General features: G+C 55.3%; 30 protein-coding genes and 1 tRNA gene. 15 read left to right on the top strand and 16 right to left on the bottom strand.

All coding sequences use genetic code 11. The features are described from left to right. The first annotated feature begins 5 nt into the window (after positions 1-5). On the top strand, positions 6-875 hold the full coding sequence (locus tag Enr10x_RS10120) for a tyrosine-type recombinase/integrase (RefSeq protein WP_145448951.1): 870 nt from the start codon (positions 6-8) through the stop codon (positions 873-875). A gap of 107 nt (positions 876-982) precedes the next feature. Further along, positions 983-1,810, top strand: a complete 828-nt coding sequence (locus Enr10x_RS10115; protein WP_232093299.1) for a DNA-methyltransferase — start codon at positions 983-985, stop codon at positions 1,808-1,810. Here Enr10x_RS10115 and Enr10x_RS10110 read toward each other — a convergent pair. Continuing rightward, positions 1,797-2,111: a hypothetical protein gene (locus tag Enr10x_RS10110; RefSeq protein WP_145448950.1), complete on the bottom strand. Its 315-nt coding sequence runs from the start codon at positions 2,109-2,111 to the stop codon at positions 1,797-1,799. The genes Enr10x_RS10115 and Enr10x_RS10110 overlap by 14 nt on opposite strands. Positions 2,112-2,113: 2 nt before the next feature. Continuing rightward, positions 2,114-2,458 carry a hypothetical protein gene (locus Enr10x_RS10105; RefSeq protein ID WP_145448949.1) on the bottom strand — a complete coding sequence of 115 codons (345 nt, stop codon included), beginning with the start codon at positions 2,456-2,458 and terminating at the stop codon, positions 2,114-2,116. 67 nt (positions 2,459-2,525) lie between these two features. Between Enr10x_RS10105 and Enr10x_RS29910 the strand changes: the two genes are divergently transcribed. The 6 genes from Enr10x_RS29910 to Enr10x_RS10080 all read left to right on the top strand — a co-directional run bounded on the left by Enr10x_RS29910 (position 2,526) and on the right by Enr10x_RS10080 (position 5,370). Beyond that, positions 2,526-2,609: transfer RNA gene (locus Enr10x_RS29910), tRNA-Phe, on the top strand. 230 nt (positions 2,610-2,839) lie between these two features. Continuing rightward, on the top strand, positions 2,840-3,223 hold the full coding sequence (locus tag Enr10x_RS10100) for a VOC family protein (RefSeq protein ID WP_145108337.1): 384 nt from the start codon (positions 2,840-2,842) through the stop codon (positions 3,221-3,223). A 33-nt stretch (positions 3,224-3,256) separates the two neighbouring features. Then, positions 3,257-3,661: a hypothetical protein gene (locus Enr10x_RS10095; protein WP_145108340.1), complete on the top strand. Its 405-nt coding sequence runs from the start codon at positions 3,257-3,259 to the stop codon at positions 3,659-3,661. A 79-nt stretch (positions 3,662-3,740) separates the two neighbouring features. Beyond that, complete coding sequence (locus tag Enr10x_RS10090; protein WP_197996542.1) at positions 3,741-4,157, top strand: DUF695 domain-containing protein; 417 nt, start codon at positions 3,741-3,743, stop codon at positions 4,155-4,157. 95 nt (positions 4,158-4,252) lie between these two features. Continuing rightward, entirely contained in the window at positions 4,253-4,741 is a 489-nt protein-coding gene (locus Enr10x_RS10085) for a hypothetical protein (RefSeq protein WP_145108347.1), read from the top strand. Between the two features lie 101 nt (positions 4,742-4,842). Then, positions 4,843-5,370 carry a hypothetical protein gene (locus Enr10x_RS10080; protein ID WP_145108350.1) on the top strand — a complete coding sequence of 176 codons (528 nt, stop codon included), beginning with the start codon at positions 4,843-4,845 and terminating at the stop codon, positions 5,368-5,370. 57 nt (positions 5,371-5,427) lie between these two features. Here Enr10x_RS10080 and Enr10x_RS10075 read toward each other — a convergent pair whose 3' ends face one another. Then, positions 5,428-6,105 (bottom strand): hypothetical protein, encoded by a 678-nt coding sequence (locus Enr10x_RS10075; protein WP_145108352.1) that lies wholly within the window; start codon positions 6,103-6,105, stop codon positions 5,428-5,430. A 156-nt stretch (positions 6,106-6,261) separates the two neighbouring features. Between Enr10x_RS10075 and Enr10x_RS10070 the strand changes: the two genes are divergently transcribed. Beyond that, positions 6,262-7,026 (top strand): hypothetical protein, encoded by a 765-nt coding sequence (locus tag Enr10x_RS10070; RefSeq protein WP_145448948.1) that lies wholly within the window; start codon positions 6,262-6,264, stop codon positions 7,024-7,026. A 46-nt stretch (positions 7,027-7,072) separates the two neighbouring features. Then, positions 7,073-7,480: a hypothetical protein gene (locus tag Enr10x_RS10065; protein WP_145448947.1), complete on the top strand. Its 408-nt coding sequence runs from the start codon at positions 7,073-7,075 to the stop codon at positions 7,478-7,480. 45 nt (positions 7,481-7,525) lie between these two features. Here the strand turns inward: Enr10x_RS10065 and Enr10x_RS10060 are convergent, their stop codons facing one another. The 5 genes from Enr10x_RS10060 to Enr10x_RS10040 all read right to left on the bottom strand — a co-directional run bounded on the left by Enr10x_RS10060 (position 7,526) and on the right by Enr10x_RS10040 (position 10,752). Beyond that, complete coding sequence (locus tag Enr10x_RS10060) at positions 7,526-7,858, bottom strand: DMT family transporter (protein WP_197995151.1); 333 nt, start codon at positions 7,856-7,858, stop codon at positions 7,526-7,528. Positions 7,859-8,097: 239 nt separating this feature from the next. Further along, positions 8,098-8,880 carry a DUF2071 domain-containing protein gene (locus tag Enr10x_RS10055; protein ID WP_145108364.1) on the bottom strand — a complete coding sequence of 261 codons (783 nt, stop codon included), beginning with the start codon at positions 8,878-8,880 and terminating at the stop codon, positions 8,098-8,100. Positions 8,881-8,910: 30 nt separating this feature from the next. Beyond that, positions 8,911-9,414, bottom strand: a complete 504-nt coding sequence (locus Enr10x_RS10050) for a Clp protease N-terminal domain-containing protein (RefSeq protein WP_145108367.1) — start codon at positions 9,412-9,414, stop codon at positions 8,911-8,913. Between the two features lie 241 nt (positions 9,415-9,655). Continuing rightward, entirely contained in the window at positions 9,656-10,096 is a 441-nt protein-coding gene (locus tag Enr10x_RS10045) for a hypothetical protein (RefSeq protein ID WP_145448946.1), read from the bottom strand. A gap of 185 nt (positions 10,097-10,281) precedes the next feature. Continuing rightward, entirely contained in the window at positions 10,282-10,752 is a 471-nt protein-coding gene (locus Enr10x_RS10040; protein WP_232093436.1) for a DUF4184 family protein, read from the bottom strand. A gap of 210 nt (positions 10,753-10,962) precedes the next feature. On the opposite strand from Enr10x_RS10040, the gene Enr10x_RS10035 reads away from it, so the two are divergent. Together Enr10x_RS10035 and Enr10x_RS10030 are read left to right on the top strand one after the other, a co-directional pair. Beyond that, positions 10,963-11,193, top strand: coding sequence for a hypothetical protein (locus tag Enr10x_RS10035; protein WP_145448945.1), 231 nt, complete (start codon positions 10,963-10,965; stop codon positions 11,191-11,193). 20 nt (positions 11,194-11,213) lie between these two features. Next, positions 11,214-11,687: a hypothetical protein gene (locus Enr10x_RS10030; RefSeq protein ID WP_145108379.1), complete on the top strand. Its 474-nt coding sequence runs from the start codon at positions 11,214-11,216 to the stop codon at positions 11,685-11,687. A gap of 10 nt (positions 11,688-11,697) precedes the next feature. Here Enr10x_RS10030 and Enr10x_RS10025 read toward each other — a convergent pair whose 3' ends face one another. From Enr10x_RS10025 to Enr10x_RS10005, 5 genes are all read right to left on the bottom strand, one after another. Further along, on the bottom strand, positions 11,698-12,432 hold the full coding sequence (locus Enr10x_RS10025; protein WP_145448944.1) for a glycosyltransferase: 735 nt from the start codon (positions 12,430-12,432) through the stop codon (positions 11,698-11,700). Beyond that, the gene (locus Enr10x_RS10020; RefSeq protein ID WP_145108385.1) at positions 12,432-13,454 is read right to left on the bottom strand and encodes an NAD-dependent epimerase/dehydratase family protein; all 1,023 of its coding nucleotides are present in this window, start codon (positions 13,452-13,454) and stop codon (positions 12,432-12,434) included. Before Enr10x_RS10020 ends, Enr10x_RS10025 begins: the two co-directional genes overlap by 1 nt. Then, positions 13,451-14,674 (bottom strand): nucleotide sugar dehydrogenase, encoded by a 1,224-nt coding sequence (locus Enr10x_RS10015; protein WP_197997556.1) that lies wholly within the window; start codon positions 14,672-14,674, stop codon positions 13,451-13,453. The genes Enr10x_RS10020 and Enr10x_RS10015 overlap by 4 nt, the downstream gene beginning before the upstream one ends. Before the next feature lie 22 nt (positions 14,675-14,696). After that, positions 14,697-16,265 carry a glycosyltransferase family 39 protein gene (locus Enr10x_RS10010; protein WP_145448942.1) on the bottom strand — a complete coding sequence of 523 codons (1,569 nt, stop codon included), beginning with the start codon at positions 16,263-16,265 and terminating at the stop codon, positions 14,697-14,699. A gap of 123 nt (positions 16,266-16,388) precedes the next feature. Continuing rightward, positions 16,389-17,339, bottom strand: a complete 951-nt coding sequence (locus tag Enr10x_RS10005; protein WP_145448941.1) for a prenyltransferase/squalene oxidase repeat-containing protein — start codon at positions 17,337-17,339, stop codon at positions 16,389-16,391. A 254-nt stretch (positions 17,340-17,593) separates the two neighbouring features. On the opposite strand from Enr10x_RS10005, the gene Enr10x_RS10000 reads away from it, so the two are divergent. Continuing rightward, complete coding sequence (locus tag Enr10x_RS10000) at positions 17,594-18,397, top strand: phosphatidylinositol-specific phospholipase C/glycerophosphodiester phosphodiesterase family protein (protein WP_390621352.1); 804 nt, start codon at positions 17,594-17,596, stop codon at positions 18,395-18,397. 11 nt (positions 18,398-18,408) lie between these two features. On the opposite strand, the gene Enr10x_RS09995 is transcribed toward Enr10x_RS10000, so the two are convergent. Further along, positions 18,409-18,978, bottom strand: a complete 570-nt coding sequence (locus Enr10x_RS09995) for a leucine-rich repeat domain-containing protein (RefSeq protein ID WP_145448939.1) — start codon at positions 18,976-18,978, stop codon at positions 18,409-18,411. A gap of 38 nt (positions 18,979-19,016) precedes the next feature. Then, positions 19,017-19,493: a T6SS immunity protein Tdi1 domain-containing protein gene (locus Enr10x_RS09990; RefSeq protein ID WP_145448938.1), complete on the bottom strand. Its 477-nt coding sequence runs from the start codon at positions 19,491-19,493 to the stop codon at positions 19,017-19,019. A 513-nt stretch (positions 19,494-20,006) separates the two neighbouring features. On the opposite strand from Enr10x_RS09990, the gene Enr10x_RS09985 reads away from it, so the two are divergent. Beyond that, complete coding sequence (locus Enr10x_RS09985; RefSeq protein WP_145448937.1) at positions 20,007-20,480, top strand: hypothetical protein; 474 nt, start codon at positions 20,007-20,009, stop codon at positions 20,478-20,480. 226 nt (positions 20,481-20,706) lie between these two features. Here the strand turns inward: Enr10x_RS09985 and Enr10x_RS09980 are convergent, their stop codons facing one another. Further along, positions 20,707-21,225: a hypothetical protein gene (locus Enr10x_RS09980; RefSeq protein WP_145448936.1), complete on the bottom strand. Its 519-nt coding sequence runs from the start codon at positions 21,223-21,225 to the stop codon at positions 20,707-20,709. A 359-nt stretch (positions 21,226-21,584) separates the two neighbouring features. Here Enr10x_RS09980 and Enr10x_RS09975 point away from each other — a divergent pair, with 359 nt between their 5' ends. Beyond that, entirely contained in the window at positions 21,585-22,523 is a 939-nt protein-coding gene (locus tag Enr10x_RS09975) for a hypothetical protein (RefSeq protein ID WP_145448935.1), read from the top strand. The last annotated feature ends 87 nt before the right edge of the window (positions 22,524-22,610 follow it).

Below are 22,610 nucleotides of genomic sequence, written 5' to 3'. Positions count from 1 at the left end.
CATGGATGGCCAAGTTAAAAACAGTCAGCGAGTTCGTTGCGAAGTATCTCAAGCACGTCGAGAACAGCAAAGGCAACAGCACGCTCAAGACCTACACTAAGAATCTGAAGCCGTTCCTGGAGCGATTCGGGGCCCGGGAGTTTGCCGACCTGGAACCGTTCGAGATCGAGGAGTACTTCGACGACGTGAAATTTAAAGCAGACGGATCCGAAAAGGCTCCGGACACCATCCGTCTGTTGATGACCGCATTCGAAAACCTGCAGAAATGGGCGATCGAAAACAAGCAGCTGCGGGAGCGGATTATTGCTCCCATGAAAAAACCGAAAGGCCGGAAGCGGGAGCGTCTGCCTGATGAGAAAGAGCGGGATCTCATACTCCAGGCGGCGTCACCGGCCTTTCGTCTGATCTACAAGGCCCTCCGGCAGTCCGGCTGCCGGCCCAACGAACTGGCCCGGGCCGCGATCGAGGACCTGGCCGACGTCGACGGCCAGCGGATGATTGTCCTGACCGAACACAAGACAGCGGCCAAGACCGGCGCAGCGCGTAAAATCCCGGTTGGTGAAAAGCTGGGGTTTCTGATCGCGGCCTCGATCGGGGAGCGGACTGCCGGCCCGTTGTTTCTCTCTCCCAGGGGAAAAGCCTGGACGGCGGAAAGTCTATCGAAAACATTCCGCCGGCTGCGGGATCGTCAGCAGCTGGCGAAGGACCTGGTCCTGTATCTGACCAGGCACGAACACGCGACTCAAGTTTATGCGAACACGAAAGACATTCACGCGACGGCCCGGGCACTTGGACACGCGTCGATCCAGACGACGCAACGGTATGTCAAAGACAACCTGCAGGAGCTGACCACGAATCAAGATTGTGTGGAATAACTGAAAGCGGGAACGCCGGCTGCTGACACAGACCGACGTTCCCTCAACTACGAGAGGACCTGGTTGGAGGTCACAACGCGCAGTTGTACGCGCTAGGATTGGTTGTGATGAATATGTCACTTAAGAAGTATCGGCAGACGGAACAGGTGAAATTGAGCCTCGGTAAACCGTTTTTCGAATCGCAGGGAATTGCGATTTACCAGGGAGACTCACTGGAACTGGGGAGCCAGCTTCCCCACTCGCTGTTCGATGCGCTGATCACGGATCCCCCGTATTGCTCCGGAGCGGCCGGGACATCGGTGGGGGCGGATCCGGCCAAGAAGTACTGCCATAGCGGGAACACGTTGGGTCGTCCCTCGTTCGGTGGTGACTTCCGCGACCAGCGATCATTCAAATACTGGTGTTCGCTCTGGATCGGTCAGGCTTTGCGAGCCTGCCGTGATACGGCTTACAGTCTGGTTTTCACCGACTGGCGTCAGCTGGCGACGATGATCGATGCACTGCAGGCCGGCGGCTTCTGTTTTAAAGGGCTGATCAGCTGGGACAAGGGCCGCGGCTCCCGCGCTCCGCATAAGGGTTTTTTCCGACACCAATGCGAGTACATTCCCTGGGGAACCAAGGGTGCGGTTCCCAGGCTGATGGATCGCGGACCGTTCGACGGCTGCTATCAGATCCCGGTCCTGCAAAAAGACAAGCATCACATGACGGGGAAGCCGACGCCGTTGATGCAGAAGCTGGTGCAATGTGTGCCGGCGGGCGGGATCTCGCTCGATCCGTTCTGCGGATCCGGAACGACGCTGGTCGCTTCGGCTCTGGAGGGGCGTCAGGCGATCGGCTTCGAGGCCTCCGAGGAGTACTGCGAAATCGCGGCCCGAAGAATTGAAGCGGCACAGCGCGGCGAGCTGTTGAAGTTCGAGCGGACTACCGCGGCGTGATTGATATCACTTTGTCCCGGCGGAAATCGAAGACGACCAGGAACCGCTGATCGCCGGCCGTCGCGAAAAAGTGTTCTCCGTCTTCGTATTCGCCGTCGTCTTCGACATGAATCTGCTGATCGCGGTCGCCCGTTTTGCGGGCGATCGCATCGCGGATGATTTCGTACTGCAGGTCGGTTACCCCAGTCAGCTCCTCGCGCAAGGATTCGCCGGCCAGGTCCTGGTGAGTGGGTTCCGGAGGACTCGCATCACAGCCGGCCAGGCAGCTGCATAGCAGAAGTCGTTTTACAATCTGCGCCATGGTTATTTTTTCTGCTGCTTACGTAACTCCCGGATTTCGGTCCATCCATAATTCGGCTTTAAGAGACTAACTCCCTCGTTGCCCAATTCCAGAATCTTGTTTTTGTTTTTGATCGACATGATCTGATCCCACTTCTCGAAAATGAGATAGATCCGAATCGCCATAATAGTTATCAGCAGAAGCAAATAGGTACAGATCAGAAGGATAATGATCATCGGGTCTTTGCGAGTCGCTATTAAACCGAGAAGCATAAACGGATAGCAGATAAAACCAAAGGCCATTGGGATGATGGAAACCCACAGAGTCAGCGTGACACAATTACCAATCGCCTCTTTCAAATAGTACATTTTTTTCACTCCGTAAAACTGATTTAATCCGGTCAATCATGCCTGCACAGTCCAGTGGACCAGACCGGTAAAAAAGTTGCAAGTGTGAACGCTTGACAATCTATCAGGACTGAAAATCCTGGTGTCGGCGGTTCGATCCCGCCCGTGCCCACTTTTAACCTGAAAACCAAGCCGAGCGGGAATGTCTGACGATGTTCCCGCTCGTTTGCGTTGGGGGGCAATCACTCTTTCGGTAAGTGAGCCCACATTGCTCCTTATTTGTTCGCTGGAAGGCCCTCCTGTCTGATCCCTCCTGCTTTGCCATTGCCTGGCGGCCAGTCTGTAGTACGATAGGTAGATTCTGACCGTAGGTACAGACTCTTTCGAGACAGGGAAAACAGAATGGACGGGCAGCGCGAATGTAACCTGGAAACCATCGAACTGAAGGCGTTTGTGCCTGCGAAGGATTTCGAACACTCCAAGCAGTTTTACGCGGACCTCGGTTTTCAGATTCCCTGGTCTTCGGAGGAACTGGCTTATCTGCATTTTGGTAACTGCACTTTTCTGCTGCAGAATTTTTACGTCAAAGAACTGGCGGAGAATTTCATGATGCATCTTTCCGTCCAGAATGTGGATGACTGGTGGGAGCATGTGCGGGAACAGCAGATTGCCGAGAAGTATGGCGTGAACGTGTCTAAGCCGGAAGAGCGTCCCTGGGGAATGCGGGATTTTGTGCTGATCGATCCCTCGGGCGTGTTGTGGCGGATTGCAGAAAATACGGACTAAGCGATATGCAGTCGCTTTTACTCTGGTTGCGATATGAGCAGACGAATCCTCATACTGTTGGTATTGCTTGCGGGATGCTCAGGGGGCACCCCTCCCGCCGGGCCTGCATCGCAGGCTGCCCAGGGGACGGCAATCTCGTTTGATCAAGCCACCGGTGTGATTACAGTCAACCCGGCTATCAACTCAAAGCGTAAAATCGGTTATGGTTTCCCACTGGGATCGGTGACTGTAGAAACGCTGGGGCATAAAGAGGGGGAGTTACTCTTTGAGTACACCCACGAAGTCGAAGGAGGCTATACGGTCTATCTCTGCCGGGTACCTGTTTCCGGGCCGCTGGTAACGATCCGCCTTCCCAAGGGAGGTGATACCGAACCTGTCACTTCGTTTGACATGAAAGACTGCAAATTCGTGCGTGAAGGCAATGTGTTGCTCGAATAGAGCACAGTCCGCTACCATGAAGAGAAGGAGCGATCTCCTTGTACGAAACACCGAATCTCTTTCACAGAAAGTAGAGCCGATGGAAGATCAATGGACCGTGGGCCAGGCCCAGTGGGAAGGTCAGCCGCTGTTTGTGCGCTTTAACACTTCCGTCCAGGACGGCCATCTGAAAGGCGACTATCCGATCAAGGTCGGTTTTGTGCTACCGTTTCAGGCACCCTCTGCAGAAGGGTTGCCTGGTGAAGACGAGATGGAACAACTGAGCGAGATTGAAGAACTGATGGAAGAATACCTGGGAAGTGATGGCGTGCTGGTACTGGTATTGACTACCGGGGGCATGCGTGAGTTGATCTTCTATGTTCGTTCCGACACGGATATCGCGGGCGTCCATCAGCGGTTGATGGAGGACGTTACCTCACATGAGGTCCAATGCATGGGAGTAGAAGAACCGGGGTGGGATTCCTATTACGCATTCGTGGGTGAGTGGGAAGATTAAGTCTGAGCAGATTTACCCAAGTAAGAGCAGGAAGTATGGTTGCCTTGAAAAAAGTTGACTGTTTTTCCGGATTACCCGACGAGAGAAGAATGGAAATGAGAATCGGACTCGTGTTGCTGTCCCTCCTGCTGTTGAGCTGCCAGGAAGCACTTCCCCCTTCAGGCGATAAAATTCCGGCGGAGGCGGAAGCAGCATTGCGGCAGGCACCGACGTGGGAACTGTTTTCCCTCAATCCGTATGTGGAAAATGATGAATCCGATCCTCAGACGTTTCACGGCTGGAAGGTACTCGGGAGCACCGACATTCAAGATGACAAGGTTCGGCAGAGCCTGTTGAGTTCGCTGGCAGAGAGTGTGGCTGCGAATCCGGGGCAGACGGCCGCCTGTTTCATGCCTCGACATGGAATTCGAGTCAACTACAACGGAGCGCAACATGATTTTGTCATTTGTTTTCAGTGTTACCGGACGCACTGGTATCGGGACGACAAAATATTGACCGGTTTCAACCCGACAGAGACCCCCGGCCCTGCGTTTAATGCGGTCTTGAAAGCAGCGGAAGTGCCTTTGCCGGAGCAGTCGAAGTGAGACGAGAACCTGAATTGCGTCTGGACAGATTTAAGATAATCGACTAAATAGACTGTCTGTTTGTGCAGAGGTCTCTGTTTTCGAAAGGAATCGATTGTCAGATGAAGCCATTTCTACTTTTCGTGCTCACTGGTATTGTCTGGTGTGTTGCGTGTGCGAACGCGTCTGCCGAGGAAGAATTCCTGTTACAGGTGGATGTGCTGGAGCAGGATACTGCTGCCGAGGCGGAGTCGGAAATGCGGCGGGTGCGCGGGATTGAGGTTGTTGCCGTGCCGGATCGCCCGTTTTTTTTCAAATCGCGACTCGGAGGACATATTCAGCTTGTGTCGGGCGAACTGACTCCGGATGAGAATGGGTATCAACTCCGATTTGAATATCAGCACACACTCTATGAGGGACAGGATTTACCAGGTGGTCAACCTGTCGTGCATGTGGGGCGCATTAACACTCGTGTCTCGATTCAGGTCGGTCAGGAAGTGGTCCTCGGCGGATTAGTCTCGGGGCGCAGGAAGGAAACCTACCGGCTGAAACTCTCCCGGGATGAGCCGTTGAAGAACGAAGTGTTTCAGATGCTCGATCCCCACAGGCCGATTTTACCACTCTTAAAAGAGGTCGAGGACCAGAATTAGTGGCGAGTTAACCTGACTGAGCGTATCTTTGGGCCCGATCTCTATCGACTTAGGGGATTATTTCTCCGCGGGTTTTTTCTGCTTCTCACTGCAGGCATTGCCCAGGGCGGTCAGCAGTGGAGTGAGTGTCTTCACATCATCCAGCGGGTTTTTCGCGCGGCCGGTGCAGCGGAGTTTGAAGAGGGTGTTTGCGTGCGACCAGACGTAGGTGTCAGAGTTGACCTCGCCGTTATCGGTGGCGAGTTGATAACGGCACCAAAGGGCTTTTTGGGGAGAATCGCCCAGCGAGACGGTGCCGTGGTCGGTCTCGGTCGCGGATTTCCAGATCCCGAGTTCCACTGCCTGCTGGATGCCCGCTTTGGCGTGTTTCATCTCATTCTGTACCGGTTCGCTGTTGAGATCATCGGGAATTTCTTTCAGACCGCGGGTGAACTGATAGAAGGTGACCGTCATGCCCTTCGAATGATCGTAGGCCACTGAGAAGCCGTGATCACCGGAGGGTAATGCACGCGGGGCGGAGTGCGTCCAGCCCGGCAGGTCCGGTAGTGGAATCACGGGTGCGGGAGGTGTCGCCTTTGCGGCTTCCTGCTCCAGTTTCTGGATCTCCTGCATGATCGCCTGGTTGTCAGCTTCCTGTTGGGGTGTCTGTTCCGGAGTGCTGGAGTCGCGCTGGTCCTGGCATCCGGCGATACAGACGGCAAGTAACAGAACTGGGATCAGATTGGTTTTCAGCATGATGACTCTCCGGGGATTTTGTCGTTTGTGATGACTGATGCTGTATTGTAACATGGGGTGATCTGTTGTCGAGTGTGTCCGGGTCAGGGATCAGAATGCGAGACCATTGATCGAATCCTGTGGAGAGCAGCTATGGAGTATGATGAGAGCCCTTGCATGTCCAGGCGGGCTGTACTTGCCCTCGGTGCAAGTTCATTCTTCAGCGCCTGCACGCCGACCGGTCAGGGGCCTGCTGAAAAACAAAACCAGACGGAAGAGATCAAGCCGCCTCCGGAGTCAGTGAATGGCTGCCGACTCGTGGTGGAACGGCTGAAGCCGTTTCAACCCTGCATGGAATGCTGCGGTCCGGAATTTCCGCGCGACGCATGGAATCACAGCTGCCTGCACCCCCGGTTGGCGGTGTATTCCTGTGGCTGCATGTATGTTCCGGGCCAGCCTAATGAGCATGATCACGATCCCAAGGAGATCGAACTATGTGAGAAACTGTCTGCAGCAATGGCCTGGATCCTGAAAGGAGTCGAGGTCAACGTGTCAGAGGGTTCCAGTCCGTTTGATCCATTTTATGTTGTAGTCAATCGGGGAGCGGAGAAACCGACGAAGATTACCGTCCCACTGATTCGATCGGCGTTTAATGGGGCCATCTATCCCCAGGCAAAACTCAGAATTGCTCCGTTGAACGAACACAGTTTGCTCTGGGAGAAATTTGTGTTTGAGGAAGATGCAGCCTGGCTCACTCAATGGCGAAAGCTGATCGCCTGGTGCGAACGCACAGAGGAGATCCGTGCTGTCGTTTTCGTCGAAGTGGGAGACGGAGACCCCATGAGTGAAACCAATTTCGGATGCGTATTTCCCCGGCTCGTGGTGGGGTTGACCGAGGCCGGCAGCCTGGTGGGGGTTTTTGCTCATTCGGTGCAGACTTAAGGAATTCTTACTGACCTGCCGCGGGGATCATTCAACAGGGGGCATTATGGGTATCGAAGCGTTTATCTGGAATTATCGTGACGGTGAGCCGATTGGTTTCGACTATGCCACAGTACTTGAAATTCTTTCCACCGACCAGACAGAACCACTGAATGAATATGGCTTCCTGCGGGTCTGGTTTCAGGAGCCGAATGATGTGGTTGATATTCATCTGGGCAGGGATGCGGTTGAAAGCGGTCACGTATCGGGCATCATGGTGTCCCGGCCGATTCGGCATCCCGCGTTTCTGGAGCGGCTGTTGCGTGTGATGGAACTGGGGGATGTGATGCTGTTTTATTCTGATGAAACGACGCCCGTGTTCCGTAGAGGGGCAGATGCGGGACAATACCCGGCTGATCTGCTGGCAGAACTGGGAGAGCCGCGCTATGCCAATACGCCACAGGGGCTGATCTAGCAGGAGCCATAAAACGAGCGCTGCTGGTATGACGCCAGCTTCCGTTCAATGCGAGACTGTCTGGGAGCAGAGATTGATGACGAGGACTCCGGCGAGGATCAGCAGGAGTCCCAGGACTGCGGGGAGGTCCAGTTTCTGCTTGAAGAGAATCAGGCCGACGCAGGAGATGAGCACGATTCCGACCCCGCTCCAGATGGCATAGGCGATGCCGACGGGGATCATTCTCAAAGCCAGGGAGAGAAAATAGAAGGCTCCCAGGTAGGTGACCACCGTGATCGTCGTGGGGACGGGGCGTGTGAACTGCTGCGAGGCCTGCAGCGCAGAGGTGCCGATCACTTCCAGAATGATCGCCAGTCCCAGTGCAAGATAACTGGTCAGCATGGTTGTTGGTATCCTGTTTCCAGTTGTGTATGGGAGAGAGAACCTTGTCGAACCTGACAGGATCGATGGCTGTCAAAGATATCGACTGGTTCTGATCTGTCAACTCTCAACGGAGACGGGACAATGGCGAGCTGATGGAGTTAGATGATCCGTTTTTCGGTCTGGTTCAGGGGAATATTGATCCAGTGCACCCCGATGACCGGGTCGATGGTGATTGATCGTTAAGAAGATCCCGTTCAGACCGCTCGTGGCGGCAGATAAATCGTGAACTCAGTTTCGTGCTGCATGAGGACGCTGTGGATTTGAGGTTCTGTTCCTGCGGGGATCAGGCCCCGTTGTTCGAGGAGCGCGAAGCGGGCGGTGGTAACCTGACCCACGGTGGTCTGGAGGCGGTCGTGCCAGATCTGGTAGGAGCCTAGCTGTCCGTCGCGACGGTGGTAGAAGCCGGTGCGCGGGTGGGTTAAGATCACCAGACCGGTTTCCAGATCATCAAAGCCGGCCAGTCTGGTGGGTTGCTCACCGGTGTCGGTGAGTTCAACTTCGGCATCGGCCCAACTGTTCGTGGTCTGCATGCGATATTCGGTATAGCGTTTGGCTGCGATGTCGTAAGTGCAGTCGAAGTCGATTGTCGCGCGGTGCCAGGGAAGTTTCCAGAGGTAATGCGGAATGGAGACGGTCCAGGAATCGAGCGAGGTGCCGATGAACCAGGCGGCGTGTTCGCCGGTCTGGGTATCGGTGACGTAGACGCGGTAGTTGGTCTGGCCGAACCGCCACTTTCGCCAGGGGAAGCGGACGAAGCGAAAGTCCTGATCCATAAAGGGGACGACCGAGAGGAGTGCCCTCTCCTGCCCGTCGACTTCGACCAGGTCCAGTTCAAAGCGGGGATGAATCAGCGGGCGGATGAGTGCCGGGTCGATCAGGCAGGTAATGATGGCGAAATGAGCGAGTGTGGTTTCGACGTCGATGCCCCGGGGAGGCACGCGATTCAGCAGGTCGTCGTTGAAGGTGAGTTGTTCCATCTTGTTCTCTGGGGCTGGAAGAGAGCCTGATTAAGGGACAGGGACGTCCGGAGAATCCAGTAGCTCCAGGGTACTGTCGCGAATCTGATCGAGGTCCAGCCCCAGGGCCAGCAGAGACTGGGCGGCGATGCCGTCTTCGACGATGAGCAGCCCAAGCAGGATGTGCGCCCAGACTGCGACGCGATCGCCCCGGTTCATGACTTCGTAGCAACCGGTTCTGAAGGCCTGAAATTCCTGTTCCGTGGCCGGCAGCAGGTCTAAGGGAGGCGGCGCATTCGTCAGGGCGACCTCGGGAGGTCGGGGCGTTTCCGTGACCCCTGACGCGATGACCTGATTGATGGCGGCGGCTGCATTTTCGCGAGTCACATCAAAGGCGTGCAAAATCTGGCCTGCACTGTTTTCGTATTCGCCCAGAAATGCCAGCAGGATGTGTTGGGTTCCTCTCGATTCGCTGTGGGCGTTAATCGCCTCCTGCTGCACCAACTGCGACAGATTCACACGGCCTGGATCACTGCTTCTGGTGTTATCGGACATAGATTATTCACAGACATGCTGTTCGTCATTGGTGATAGGTCATTGCAAGAATGCATTGCATCAGAGAACTCTCTTTTATTGTATCAGGCTCTGGTCAATTGTGTAGTCTATGGGGCTTGTTGCCCCTCTGGAGCCCGCGCGACTGCAGAGGGGAATGTGAACTTGTGCGAAAAACAGAGTAATCCGTGGTGAGACCAGCGACTATTAATTACCGTTTGGATTACCTGGTTTCCGGGGGCTGTTATTCCTCGTAGGGAGGACAGAAAGGGAGTTCTGAGAAGTTGAGGTCCATCTCGATTCTGAATAATCGGTCCGCTTTATCAAAGCAGAGCCGGGTTTGATTATAGACGGATTCCCCTGCGATCAGGATGTGACCATGCTGGAGTCGCTGGGTCGGGTAGCCGCGCCATGCCAGGGCTTTCAGGATGGTCGATCGGGTCCAGGAGAGCATGGGTTCTTCGCAGAGGATCGCGTCTGCCCGCTGCTGGATCACAATTAAATCCAGGATGCTGTCGGGTAAGGGGCGGATGCTGTCGCATTTTGTGAAGCAGAAAATCAAACCGTGATACAGGTAACAGTGATTGAGATTACCACCCATCCAGTCTTCATAGACCTGTTTTTCAGGAAAAGCCCGTCTGGCTTGTGGGGGCGACATGCCCAGGATGACGCGGTCGACGCCCACGCCGGGGCGGATTTTAATTCCGTTGCATATAAAGACATGATCCTTTCAGAGTGAGTTGCAGGTTTTTATTGCAGCAGTGCCGGGTTGGCGCCGAGTTCCCGCCTGGTAGACAGACTTTAAACGTTGCGGGTTCGCATCTCGAATTGTTTTGTTCTATCGCGACTACAAATTCAAACCAGTGGCAGTCACTGTGGTTCGCGGAGCATCAGCCAGAGGACGAGTGCAAACAGGCCAAGCAGGCCCAGGCCGATGTGCAGAGCGGCGACACTGATCGAGCCGGCGAGCGTATTGCCCGTGACAAAGGGCCAGAGCGGGTGCATGTCGTCGTGCATCAGGCTGTCGAGAAAGACGTGCGACAGCCCGCCGATGAGACCGGCGAAGAGTGACTGCCTGAGCAGACGCGTTGGGGAAGTCTGTGTGAGGCGCTGTTTCCAGCGCGAGCTGACAGGCATGACCCGGACGAGAAGCAGGACGACACCCCACATCAGCAGACCGGCGAGGAGACCTGCGGCGCCGCCTCCCAGGTAGGTATGCAGACCACGGTGGAGTGGCAGTTCATGGCGGCTCATGTAATAGAGGACTTCCACATCAATCAGGACGTTGGCTGCCATGAAGGAGGTCAACCAGAACGACCGGGGGCCGAAGACCTTGGTCAGCAGACCGGGACTGAAATGGAACGGCGTAAGTGGAATGGTTCATCCTCCGTGATGGACTGGTTCGTGGGGAATCATAGCCTGATTGTTGGTATCATGTCTATTCGCATTTTGGAGGATTGTCATTGGGGGCAGATTTAAAAACTCCTTGATTCCCGAAGACTGGGCACTATGATGGCCCTGTTTTATCTCTAAAAATAAGGAGAAAATATTATGATTGCTGCGTCCTTTCTGCCTGGTGCGATTGAGCTGATGATTATTTGCTCGATGGCGGTACTGGGGGTCGTTCCCTTCTGGATGATCTGCAGTAAGGCGGGTTTCCCGGGCTGGCTCAGTCTGGTGATGTTTATTCCGATGTTGAATCTTTTCCTGCTCTTTTTCCTGGCATTTGCTGAATGGCCGGCGCTGAAGGCGAAAGAGGAACGGGAACGGTCCGAATCATGAAACAGACTGGGTGACGTTTCATGGCTGTTTTTCTGAATATCATCTTTCTGATCATCTTATTCACAACCGGCGTCATTGTACTGATGCTGGTCGTGGCGGGAGTGTTGTCCCTGCTGCGTGTCCGCCGGAAATGGCCCTGGCTGCTGGGCGCGTTTGTCATTTATTGCAGTGCCGTGGGAATCTGGCAGTACCAGTTATCACGTCCGGCAGCCGTATTCGAGCGGCAGTTTGGCTTTGCACCACCGGCTGATGTGCGCGAGTTACGGTCCAGCGTCTGGATCCTGGGAGATCAAGGACATATCCGGCTCTCATTTAAAGGGAATCGCGAGACCGTACAGCAAATTCTCAAACGCGGTCTCCAGCGGCGGGAAGATATGGGATTTCTGGAACGATATCACCGCGACTTTTCAGAATACTTCGGATATGAACGAGAAGAGCTGATCTATGACAAGGAAACGGGGCACGTGGAATTTACCTGGGAGGGCGTTGATTGAACGGTTGATTTCAGTCAGCCTGCTGCTTTGAGCCGAACCAGCGACCGAAGAGGGCGTAGCGATACCAGCGGAGGTATTTGGGGAGCCAGCGGAAGAGCTGGAAGCGGGATTCGCCGGCATCGCGGTCTTTCCAGGTGGTGGGGATCTCGCCGATCTGTTCGCCGCGGACAAAGGCCTTGGCGGTCAGTTCCAGGGCAATTTCGAAGCCCTGCTCGCTTTCGATCTGCAGTTCATTGACCAGGGCGGCATCATACAGGCGGAAATTGTTGGTGGCATCATGGGTGGGGAAACCGACCAGGTAATAGAGTGAGAGCCCCGCCAGACGGCTGAGCGTGCGTTTGAGCAGCGGACCGCCCAGTTGCCGGCCCCCTTTCATGTAACGCGAGGCACAAACGACCCGGCAGCCGGAGTCGTAGAGTTCGAGCATGGGGGCGACATCGTTGAGGTCGTCGGAGAGGTCGGCCATGATGACCAGTGCCGGGCCGGTATCAGCCGCCTGGAAGCCGGCCCGGATCGCATTCGCGGGGCCCCTGCCCAGTTCGTTTTTGACGAGGGAGAGATAAGGCCGTGTTTCTGCCAGTCTGCGGGCGACCGGGACCGTGGTGTCTTCATCGAAGTCGTAGACAACCAGTACACGAAAGGGCTGCGGCAGACGCTGGTCGATGGCTTCGATCAGGCGGGGGAAGTTTTCGTCCTCGTTATAAACGGGGACGATGACCGAGAGTGGAGTGGCTGCCTGCTCCATCAGATGGTCCCGCGTGAAATCTGTTCTTTGATCCAGGGGATGACTTCATCCAGCATCTGATCGAGCGTGGTATCGGCTGTGAAGCCGAGCATGCGTTTCGCCTTCTCCACCGAGGGAGAGCGGTATTGCACATCGTGCGGGAACGGCTGTTCGCTCTGGTAGCGGAACGGTTTCTCGGGGCCGTGGATTTTCCGCCAGATAGTCTCGGCCAGTTCGAGGACCGTGGTTGCCTGCGGGGTGGAAAGATTGAAATCTTCGTTGAGGGCCTGTGAATGTTCGACGCAGAGCCGGATACCCCGCGCGAGGTCTCCGCCGTAGGTGTAGTGACGGACCTGCGAGCCGTCGCCCAGAATCTGCAGCGGGTCCTGTCCTTTACAGATTTTCTGGACCAGATCGGGGACGACGTGGCTCAGAGCGAGTTCGATATCGCCCGACTTGACCTCTTCGTCAGTGACAGCCCGGCGTTCACCGATGCCGACGCAGTTGAACGGGCGGGCGATTGTATAGGGGAGACCGTACTGCTGGTGGGCTCCCTGGGCATAGTATTCGACGGCGAGTTTCTGAAAGCCGTAGGTCGATTCAGGAGGCGGGCACGTGCGCTGGTCCCCTTCCTCGCTGGGGAATTTCTGCGCACTTTCGAAGACCATCGACGAGGAGATGACGGTGATTTTCTGCAGTTGTCCGTCGCGATGGGCGGCTAAAGCGGCGTCGAAGGCGGCAGCGGTGATGCGTTCGTTTTCCGCGAGTAGATCGTAGGCGAATTTATGGAAGTAAGAGATTCCGCCGATCATTGCGGCACCGGCGATGAAGTGATCACAGCCCTTGAGCAGTTTCGTGAGCAGTTCGATATCTTTGGCGTCCGCCTGGAGAAATTCGTAGTTGGGATGTCCCTGGTGTGCGGGTTGCAGTTCGCCGTACTTGGAGAAGTTGTCCAGCCCGACGACTTCGTAGCCGGCTTCGAGCAGTTCGCCGACGACATAACTGCCAATAAAACCGGCGGCTCCGGTAATCAGGACTTTCATGGCTCCTGCCTTGCTGTGAATCCAAATACGTCAATCAATGGTTTTGTGGTCTGCACACCGCGGTAATCATCGTGGCAGGCACCCAGGATCAGAATATCTGACTCATCCAGAATGGTTTCGAGTGAAACGAAATCGGGACTGTTAATGAACGGGTCGGTACAGAGTACGCGGCGGCATTCCAGTGTGAGTACTTTTCTGAGTTTGTAAGATAAGGAACTTCGCGGGTCATCGCAATTCCCCTTGAAAGCCATTCCCAGAATTTCGACGGTCAGGCCGGTCAGGTCGTGATCTTTCTTGAGGCGTTCGACGATGAATCCGGGCAGCCCTTCGTTGACCGCCATTGCGGTCTGACCGAGTGTCAGCAGGTTGTGATTGAAAGAAGCCAGCTGCATCGTGTCTTTGAGTAGACAGGGGCCGCCGGCAAACCCGGCGCGGGCAAAGCCGTTCATGCGGGGATAGCGATACGTGATCGCGTGATAAATGCGATCGAAGTCAGCGTCGTAGCGCTGGGCCAGCATATAGAACTGGTTGGAAATCGAGAAATTGATGTAACGGTAGGAATTGGTAAACAGCTTGCCCAGTTCCGCTTCGACGGTGGAGAGTTCGATAATCTCCTGTCCGAAATCAGAAAAGAAGTCGGCCGCGCGCTGGCAGGCCTGTTCGGTACAGCCGCTGACCAGCTGGGGGAGTTGTGTGAGTTCGAGCAGTGCCCGTCCCTGGGCGATGCGTTCAGGGCAATAGGAGACATCGATCTGCAGGTTGCGTTCGGCGATGAGGCGTCCCAGTCGTTCGGTAACCCCGGGAAAGACGGTGCTGCGAATGATGAGTAACTGCCCGGGCCGGGTGTGCTGGAAGACCTCTTCCATGACCTGGTCGAAGGCTCTGAGGCTGGGATCGAGATATTCATCGACTGGCGTGCCGATGGTGACGATGATGACGTCCTGTGTGGAGAGGTCGGCAAAATCGGTAGAACAATGCAGACGACCGGTTTCCAGGGCCCGGGGCAGAAGCTGGTCGGCATTGATTTCGGAAAATGGCATCTGGCCGGCGCGAATGATGTCGAGTTGTGACTGATTGAGGTCCACGAGGGTGACGGTGTGTCCGCAGTCGCAGAGGGCCAGTCCAAAAGGAAGCCCCACATGGCCAGCCCCGCCGATGATGGCGACGTTCAGAGGATGTTGCACCTGTGTGGTCTCAGCTTGTGCTGCTTGCTCGTTCAACCGGTGACTCCTGTGCTGGTGGTTATGGTTCCGATTTGTCACTGGACAGTTTCAGGTCCTGTACCGGGCTATCCTCGGGCACATAGACCTCTACGAAACAGCTGAAGGGATCAGCTGGATCGCCATAGGCTTTCACGAGCCGCCCGTTGAACTCTTTGCTCAACCCCCTGTCCCGCATGTCATGGCTGACGATGAGGTAATCATAGGGAAACGGCCGCGCATCAAAGGCGAATTCGCGGTTGTCTCCGAGCAGCGTCTGTCGACCGGCGGCTGCAAAGTTGAAGACATACGCGCGATCGACCGTGTACCGGGCGTCTGCAGGTAAATCCTGGATGATCCGACTGATCAATCGAGGAGCATTGTAATTCACATTCGACCAGTTCGCAATGTGGGCGCGCCAGGTGCGAATTCCCGAACCGGGCAGCATCGCCACAGCAAAACAGGCGGCGCCGGCGAGAACGAAGAGGCGCCAGACAACGCCGCGGTTCCAGAGCTGTGTGGCAAGTCGGCTCAGTCCCCAACCCAGGCAGAGAAAGAGGAGCGCGCCGGGGTAGCACCAGTAGCCTTTAGTCGGGTGATGTCCCTGACAGGCGATGAGCAGGTAAATCGAAGACCAGACGAGCAGTAGCAGAATACGCTGCCGGCGGTCTTGGGAGCGCCAGGCCAGTCCGGTGCCGATGGCCAGTCCTGCGGTCATCAGGGAGAGCTGAATCGTGCCGGCATGTTCGCGGAGCAGCTGGAACTGCGTTGCGAAGTAAGGCCAGGGAAACAGAATGCGGGAGATCAGTCCCGGTCCGGAGCGGTCGAGGACGTTCGTGAAAAACTGGTAGCGAAACGGTTCGGGATAAGCCAGGATCAGGGGCAGCCATAAGGCGAAGACCGCCAGGGCGCAACCAGTGATTACGGTGCCTCTCAACAGTCGTTGTTTCCAGGTTCCGTTTACCAGCAGTGCCCAGAGGCCGAGTTGAATGCAGTAGACGAGTGCAAAGGGATGCGTGAGCATGCCCAGTCCCAGCAGGACGCCGACGAGGCATAGGTCGCGATAACGTCGTGCGCCGTCATGCCAGCGGTACATCATCAGGAGTGCAATGAGTCCCCAGAGACAGCAGAGCATGTCGGGGCGGGAGATGACCGCGGGGAAATAGAGGAGCCGGGAGAGGCTGAAAAGTCCGGCAGCAATCAGCCCGGCCAGCGGATCTTTGAGGACACGGAGTGCGAGCAGGTAGATCAGAATCAGGGTACCGACACCGGCGGCGATCGAGACGAGACGGGCGGTGCTGTAAGTGGGAGGGAGTACCGCATAGAGAGGAGCGGAGACATAATAGTAGAGGGGCGGAAGTGCGAATAACGCTTCATCAGCCTGGTAGAAGGCGCTGCCAGTCTGTCGTTGAGGGGCATACGGGACGCGGGGGACGCCTGTTTGCCAGATCGTCCAGCCGGGAATGGCGAACCATTCTTCGTCCTGCCCCCCTGCCTCGCGGAGTATGAGTGGGACCCGCCAGATCAGAAACAGGATCACAATGGCGGCGAGTGCCCAGCGGTACCAGTTGCTGCTGTTCGGAGAGGTCAGATTGGGATCGGGGTCGGACAAGGTGTGTTATAGACTTTCGGTGACGGGGCGCTCGGGAGTCGTTTCACTATTCTCACCGACGATAAACGGTTTTCCAGCGCGGATCAAGTAGATTTCACGACTGCTGTATGAAATGGCAACGGCTTACTGCGGCAGGCACTCGAGCAGGCCGAGGACCGCCCAGGTGGTACCCCAGTAGACGGCGGTCTCTTCGATGTTCCCTTTTTTCTTAGCTTTGGTCCCTTTGACCGGCCAGGAGCCGTCTTTGCGCTGCGTTGAAATCAGAAACTGTTCTGCCCGGCGTACGGAGTCAGCCTGTATGTCGACACCGGCTTTGCGGAGGGCGTAGAGTGCCATGCCGGTGCCGAGGGCATCGCTGGGATCGTTGGTGAGCCAGCCCCAGCCGCCGTCGGCGTGTTGCAGGCTCTGCAACTGCTGGATGAACTGGTCGCGCTGCTGGTTTTGTTTCTGGCTGATCGCGAGCAGGAGCCGCGTGACGTACCATTCGGTGCTTTTCCCCGGCTTACTCTTTGCGAGATACTGCTGGGCCTGTTGAATGGTTTTCTGGTTTTCTGGATCGTCAGCTGCGGTGAGCAGAGCCAGCGTGAGCCACATGGTGCTGACGGCATCGGTTTCTGGTTGAGGGCGTTTCTGGAACGGGAGCTGGCCACCAGCTTTCCAGGAACCGTCGGGCTTCTGATCTTCGCGGAGCAGGCCGATCAGTTTTTTGCGGGTCTCCGGATCTATGTCAGAGGGAGCGGCGGCGAACAGGAGCTGGACGACCCCCTCTTTGTTGGTGGTGCCGGCGAGCTGACCTTTGTCGTTCTTGGTCAGCGCCTTGTCGTTGGCCCAGTCGGTCCATTCCTGCAGGCGATCGCTGACGGTGAACCCGTGTTGCTTCGCAGCCTGCAAACTCCAGAGCATGGTACCGACGCGATGGCAGGAGGCGCATTTCTTCTGCTCGATCCACCACAGGCCCTGTTTTTCGATGTAGGGAATACTGCGTTCTACGGTGGCCCGTACTTCGGCGGTACTCGGCTGGGCGTCGGAGACCGCGCCGGTCAAAGCGAGGAGGAGTGAGCTGAAGAGGAACATGGTGAGCGCCTTTGGTAATGAGACGGATCTGAGGAAATACCTTTCCTCGCTCTATTTTAGCAGGATGACTCTCGTTTTTCAGAGTGAAAAAAGAAAAACGTTCTGATTTGATTTCGCAATTGGTTCGTCTTGTACGGAACTTCTGTTCCCGTGAAGAATTGATGAATCATAGGAGGCGACTGGATCAACGTTTTCGGGACCGTTAGGATTTTCGCATCTGCAAACATGTTTCTGAAAGGGCTGAGCTAATGAAATTGATCCGGTTGTTGTCCGTCGTGCTGCTGGTTGTTGTTTATGTTTTCACGTCGGTGCGGGCGGGAGAAGAACAACAGCTGCCCCTGTTCCAGGCGCATGCGCATAATGATTATGAGCATGCGCGACCTCTGCACGATGCACTGAAGAACGGTTTCTGGTCTGTGGAGGCGGACATTTACCTGATTGATGGTGATTTGCTGGTGGCGCATGATCGGCGCGACGTTAAGCCGGAACGGACGCTGAGGAAACTCTACCTGGATCCGCTGCAGGCGTATTTCCGTAAGCAGTCTTTTCCAACGAAGGAGAGGACTCCCCCCTTCACTCTGCTGGTGGATATCAAAACGGATGGCGCAGCGGTTTACCCCGTGTTACGCCAGCAGCTGGAAGACTATGCCGAGCTGCTGTGTCGGGTGGAGGACGGGAAATCGATTCCGGGGGCGGTGCAGATTGTGATCTCGGGTGACCGGCCTAAAGAACTCATCGCCGTCGCCAACCCGCGGTATATGGGGATCGACGGGCGACTGAGCGATCTGGATTCCAAACAGCCGGCTGATTTGATGCCGCTGATCAGCGACCGCTGGACCTCGCATTTCAAGTATCGCGGTACAGGATCGATGTCTGAGGCGGAACGTACCAAACTGCAGATGATTGTGAAGCAGGCGCATACCGCGGGGCGGCGCGTGCGGTTCTGGGCGACGCCGGAGTCAGAAGCCGTCTGGCGGGAACTGGTGGCAGCGGACGTGGATCACATTAACACGGATCAGCTGAAACGGTTGAGTGTGTTTTTACGAGGGCAGCTCTGAGCTCTCTGCAGTCACTGGTCCGTCATAACCAGAATCGAACAGTTGGGGAGTTCCTGTTGCAGGGCATCGATGGCTTCCTGGCTGATTTGCGGGCAGTTGATGATGGTCAGACGCTCCAGATGAGAAAAGCGGGCCAGCAGGAAGAGCCCGTCGTCTGTAATGGGGGTGCCGGAGGCAATCACTGTCTCGACGTGGTCGAGCCCCTCCAGGGCCACAATATTTTCCAGCTCCGCGTCTCCTACCCCTTCTCCGAGGGATATATAGTTGACGGGCCCCGGAATAAATTCACCAGACACGCTTGCAAGACTGGCGCCGAGTTCGGTCACTCTCCGTGCCACTTCGAGATAGCCCAGACCGCGATAGATCTGAATTCCCAGCAGCAGTAAGAGGACAGCGGCGCCGGAGAAGAAAGCCACCTTCCCCTTCTTACCGTAGCGTTTCGAAACACGGAAGAGTTCCACTGAGATCCAGAGTACCAGCAGAATGATGACCCAGTCTTTCAACTGGAAGAGAAAGGCGACGAGAATGAGGGGGATGATGATGTGTCGGAAATGTCTGTTGAGCGCGTATGAAGTTTTCACCAGGTGGTTTTCCTGTTGGTTATTTCAGGTCAGTCACTTTACTCAAACTCGATATCCGTAATTACGGTTCCCGGGGGGAGGTCCTTGACCTGATCGTGGATTTGTCCATGCACACTGACATGGACGCCGACGTCGATCGGTTCGATGTTGTCAAGTTCATCTGCGCCACTGAGGACGAGTGGCGTCTGGTGGCCGTAGACCTGGCCCGGTTCCAGGGTGACGCCGGCTTCGCGGAGTTCGAGCACGCGGGAGGGAAAGAACAGATCGGTGACGAAATCGGGGTCCTGGAGCAGCGACTCAAATTCGGCGCGACCCTCGGCGACTGGAGTGATCTTGCCTTCGACCATGTCAGCAAAATAGACGGCGCCGGAATCTCCCTGGGCGAAGACATCTCCCATGGCGGTGACCAGCACGGGCTGCATCGGTTCGGGCATGGCCCAGGCCCAGTCACTTAAGAGGGTGTCGCAGTCGACCTGGTCCAGATTGATCGTCAAATCGTTTAATGTGAGAGACAAGAGAAACCTCGCGCTGAAATGAAACTAAACTGCAGAGTCAATAATTGTGTGAGAGCGTACCAGACATGAGCGGGCTGTCAAGCAGGGGCTGGCGCTTTATCTATAGGGGTTTTCGTGAGTGATCGTGTTTGAGGATACGCCGGAATGAGCAAAGAATTGCACAGGCAGGCAAAAACTTGCAGGTCGCGGATGAATCAGAAACCTCCTGAAATGATGGTTTAAATCAGGTGAACGATGTAACTACAGCTACAAATTCATGTTTGGTCTAATTCCGGGGAATCGACTTGAATTCGGGCTCAGAAAAACGAGCGCAACCATCATGATATCAGTGAATATGGTCATAAAAACGGGAGTCGAAACAGCCTCGGTACACCGATTAATAGGAAGTTTTCCTAGACAGGTCCTCAGGGGAAGTCCTTCTTTTTCAAAACCCGGTATGACGTTTGCTTTTAGTGTAATGACAACGCGGCCAGGAATATTCATTTTTCCTACACTTGAAAGGAAGGTGCTCGAATGAAAGGCCTTAGTTTAAAAGTATTGACGGTAGCTGCAGCGTTGGGACTGTGTCCTCTGCTGTTGTCTGCCCAGGTTCAAAGTGCTCCTCCTGATGCACAACATAATTCAGGAGACCAGATGCAGCTTGATCCGATCGTTCGTGCGGGAACCGCGCATCTCAATCTGGATGCAGCCACCCGGGCGAGATATCGCTATCATGACGGTCACTGGTGGTTTAAGACAGATCAGGGTGGCTGGCTGGTTGAAAACAATGGTCAGTGGGAAACGTTTTCTCCGATGACCTATATCAATCAGGAACAAACCGCTCAGAATCAAAACAGTAGTAATGCACAGGTCACTACAACTGACAACTATTACTACCCCACTCAGTACACGGGAACCAGTTATCATGGACCTTACAGTCACCATCACTTTGGTGGGATTCAGTTTGGTCACTGGGGAACGAGTTACCGTGGCTGGAAAGCCCACTAAGAGATTTCCCTCGAATGCCTGACCTGAGGGACCTGTGGCGCCGCGGGGTACTGTTCAAGGTCAACGGCATGAGAAACGGAACTTCTCACTGATTGAAGTAAGTAGCTCAGGTGAAACTTTTCATCACGAACTTCGATCAGTCATGTTAGTAAGGAGTGTGTTTAAGGCAGATCAGCAATCGTTTTGCTGATCTGCCTTTTTTGATGCGCAGAGGAAGCTGCGTCGATCAGGCTTTCTCGCTTTTGGCAAAATGAATCGTGATTTCATCCCGTCTGTGGTGCAGTTCTGCAAAATGCTGTGCCAGCAGCCAGGTACTGTGGCTGGTGACTTCAATCTGTGTGCCCGGTTCCGCTTCCAGTATCTGATCGGCGATGGAACGTCCCAACTGCTTAGGATGTGTGGGATCGTGCCAGTCCATGCGGCAGAGCAGGCATTGCTCGGCACCCGGATGCAGGGGAACACCACAATAGGGACAGGGAGCCGTCTCTTCAGCGACCAGCGGATGCGGTCCATCTGGATGCTGGGACCAGATTTTGGCCCATTTCAGATTGCAGCCGGTTTTTTCGCGCAGTGTTTTAAAGATTGTGAGCGTGTCGTTCTGCTTGAGCTCTGTCAGTTCCTCAGCTGAGATGTCTGCAAATTCCGGAATATAGAGACCGCAGCTGGGGCAGAAAGCCCCCCGCTCAGGTAACTGGTCTCCCAGAGCTTCGATTTCGGCGCGGGTATAGGGTTGGGGGGAAGTCATGTTTCTGTCCCTTTTCTGTCCCTCTCTCTAACGGAGCAGTTATGCGAGTGTGTTCAGCTCTACTTTAATCTGACACGTTGAGAAAGCGACACCTGCAGGGCGGGCTGGGTTCAAAGAAGAGAAGTACTTTTGAGGGGTGCTCCCGATGATGTCACCGACTGGCTGATTGCAGACCGGGGTGACAGCTGACCGTTCGCTGCAAAATGCTGCCGACCTGACATGGGGGCGAAAAGTCCGACAATCTGTCGCTTTTGAGGGAAATTCAGGCCTTTGCCTGGAGTTGGTATGCCTGTTGCGAATGGGTATCAGCGTGGCCAGGAATTACCACTTATACCATAAATTGAAAGGAAGGAATTCAAATGAAAGGCCTGAGTTTAAGAGTATTGACAGCAGCGGCGGCGCTGGGGATCAGTCCCCTGCTCCTGTCGGCACAGTTAGGGGGAGTCGCTCCCGATGCACAGCTCGATGCAGGGGCCAAAGCAGCCGGTAAAGCAGTTCAAGGAGCCGGTAATAAAGGCAAGGTGGGGGCTGATGCCAATGCAAAGGCAAGCGGTTCCGCCCGGACACCCGGTTTGAAGGCACCCGGGAAAGGTGTCGCACCGACGCCACCTGGAACCAAGTCAGCAGGTGAGGCGCTGGATGGTGCCAAGGCAGCCGGCCAAAGTCAGACCGATGCCAATTTGCAGAATAAAGCGAAGCTTCAGAAACCGGGCGGCGTGAATCTGCAGAACAAAGCCGGTTTGCAGAACAAGACCGATGCGAACCTGGGTGACAAGGCGCGTCTGCAGAATAAAACTGATGCGCAGATGCAGAACAAAATGAAGCAAATGCAGGGCAAGATGAAAATGAACATGCGGAACAAGATGAGTGCCGACGGCCCGCAACGTCATCAGACAAACCGTCCCAACATGGATGCCTCGGGAAAAATGCAGATGCAGGGGCAGGCTAATGCACAACTTGATCCGATGGTACGTGAGGGAACGGCACACCTGGATATTGATGATGCGACCCGGGCACGGTATCGCTACCACAATGGTCACTGGTGGTACCAGACCGAAAATGGTCAATGGTTGATCGATAATAACGGGACCTGGGAAGCATTTGATCCGGTAACGTACCGAAATCCCCGTCAGCAGATGGCTCCGCCTCAGACCTATCAGGATGATGGCAGTGCTAATTCCCAGTCCAATGCAGGCGGCAGTTATTACTATGACAATTCACCCGCCTACGGTGGTTATTATGACAATGGCGGCTACTCCAATGGCTACTATAACTCTCGCCCCTACTATAATAACTAGAGGTAGTTTCAAAACCCAAAACTACGTGAACAGTTTGGTATAGTATTTGTACGAGTACCTCCCTCGAAAGGAGGTCTCATTATGACC

The organism is Gimesia panareensis (genome assembly GCF_007748155.1).
Taxonomy (GTDB): domain Bacteria; phylum Planctomycetota; class Planctomycetia; order Planctomycetales; family Planctomycetaceae; genus Gimesia; species Gimesia panareensis.
The sequence above is the reverse complement of the archived record's forward strand: the minus strand, read 5'-3'. Positions and strand labels throughout refer to the sequence as shown.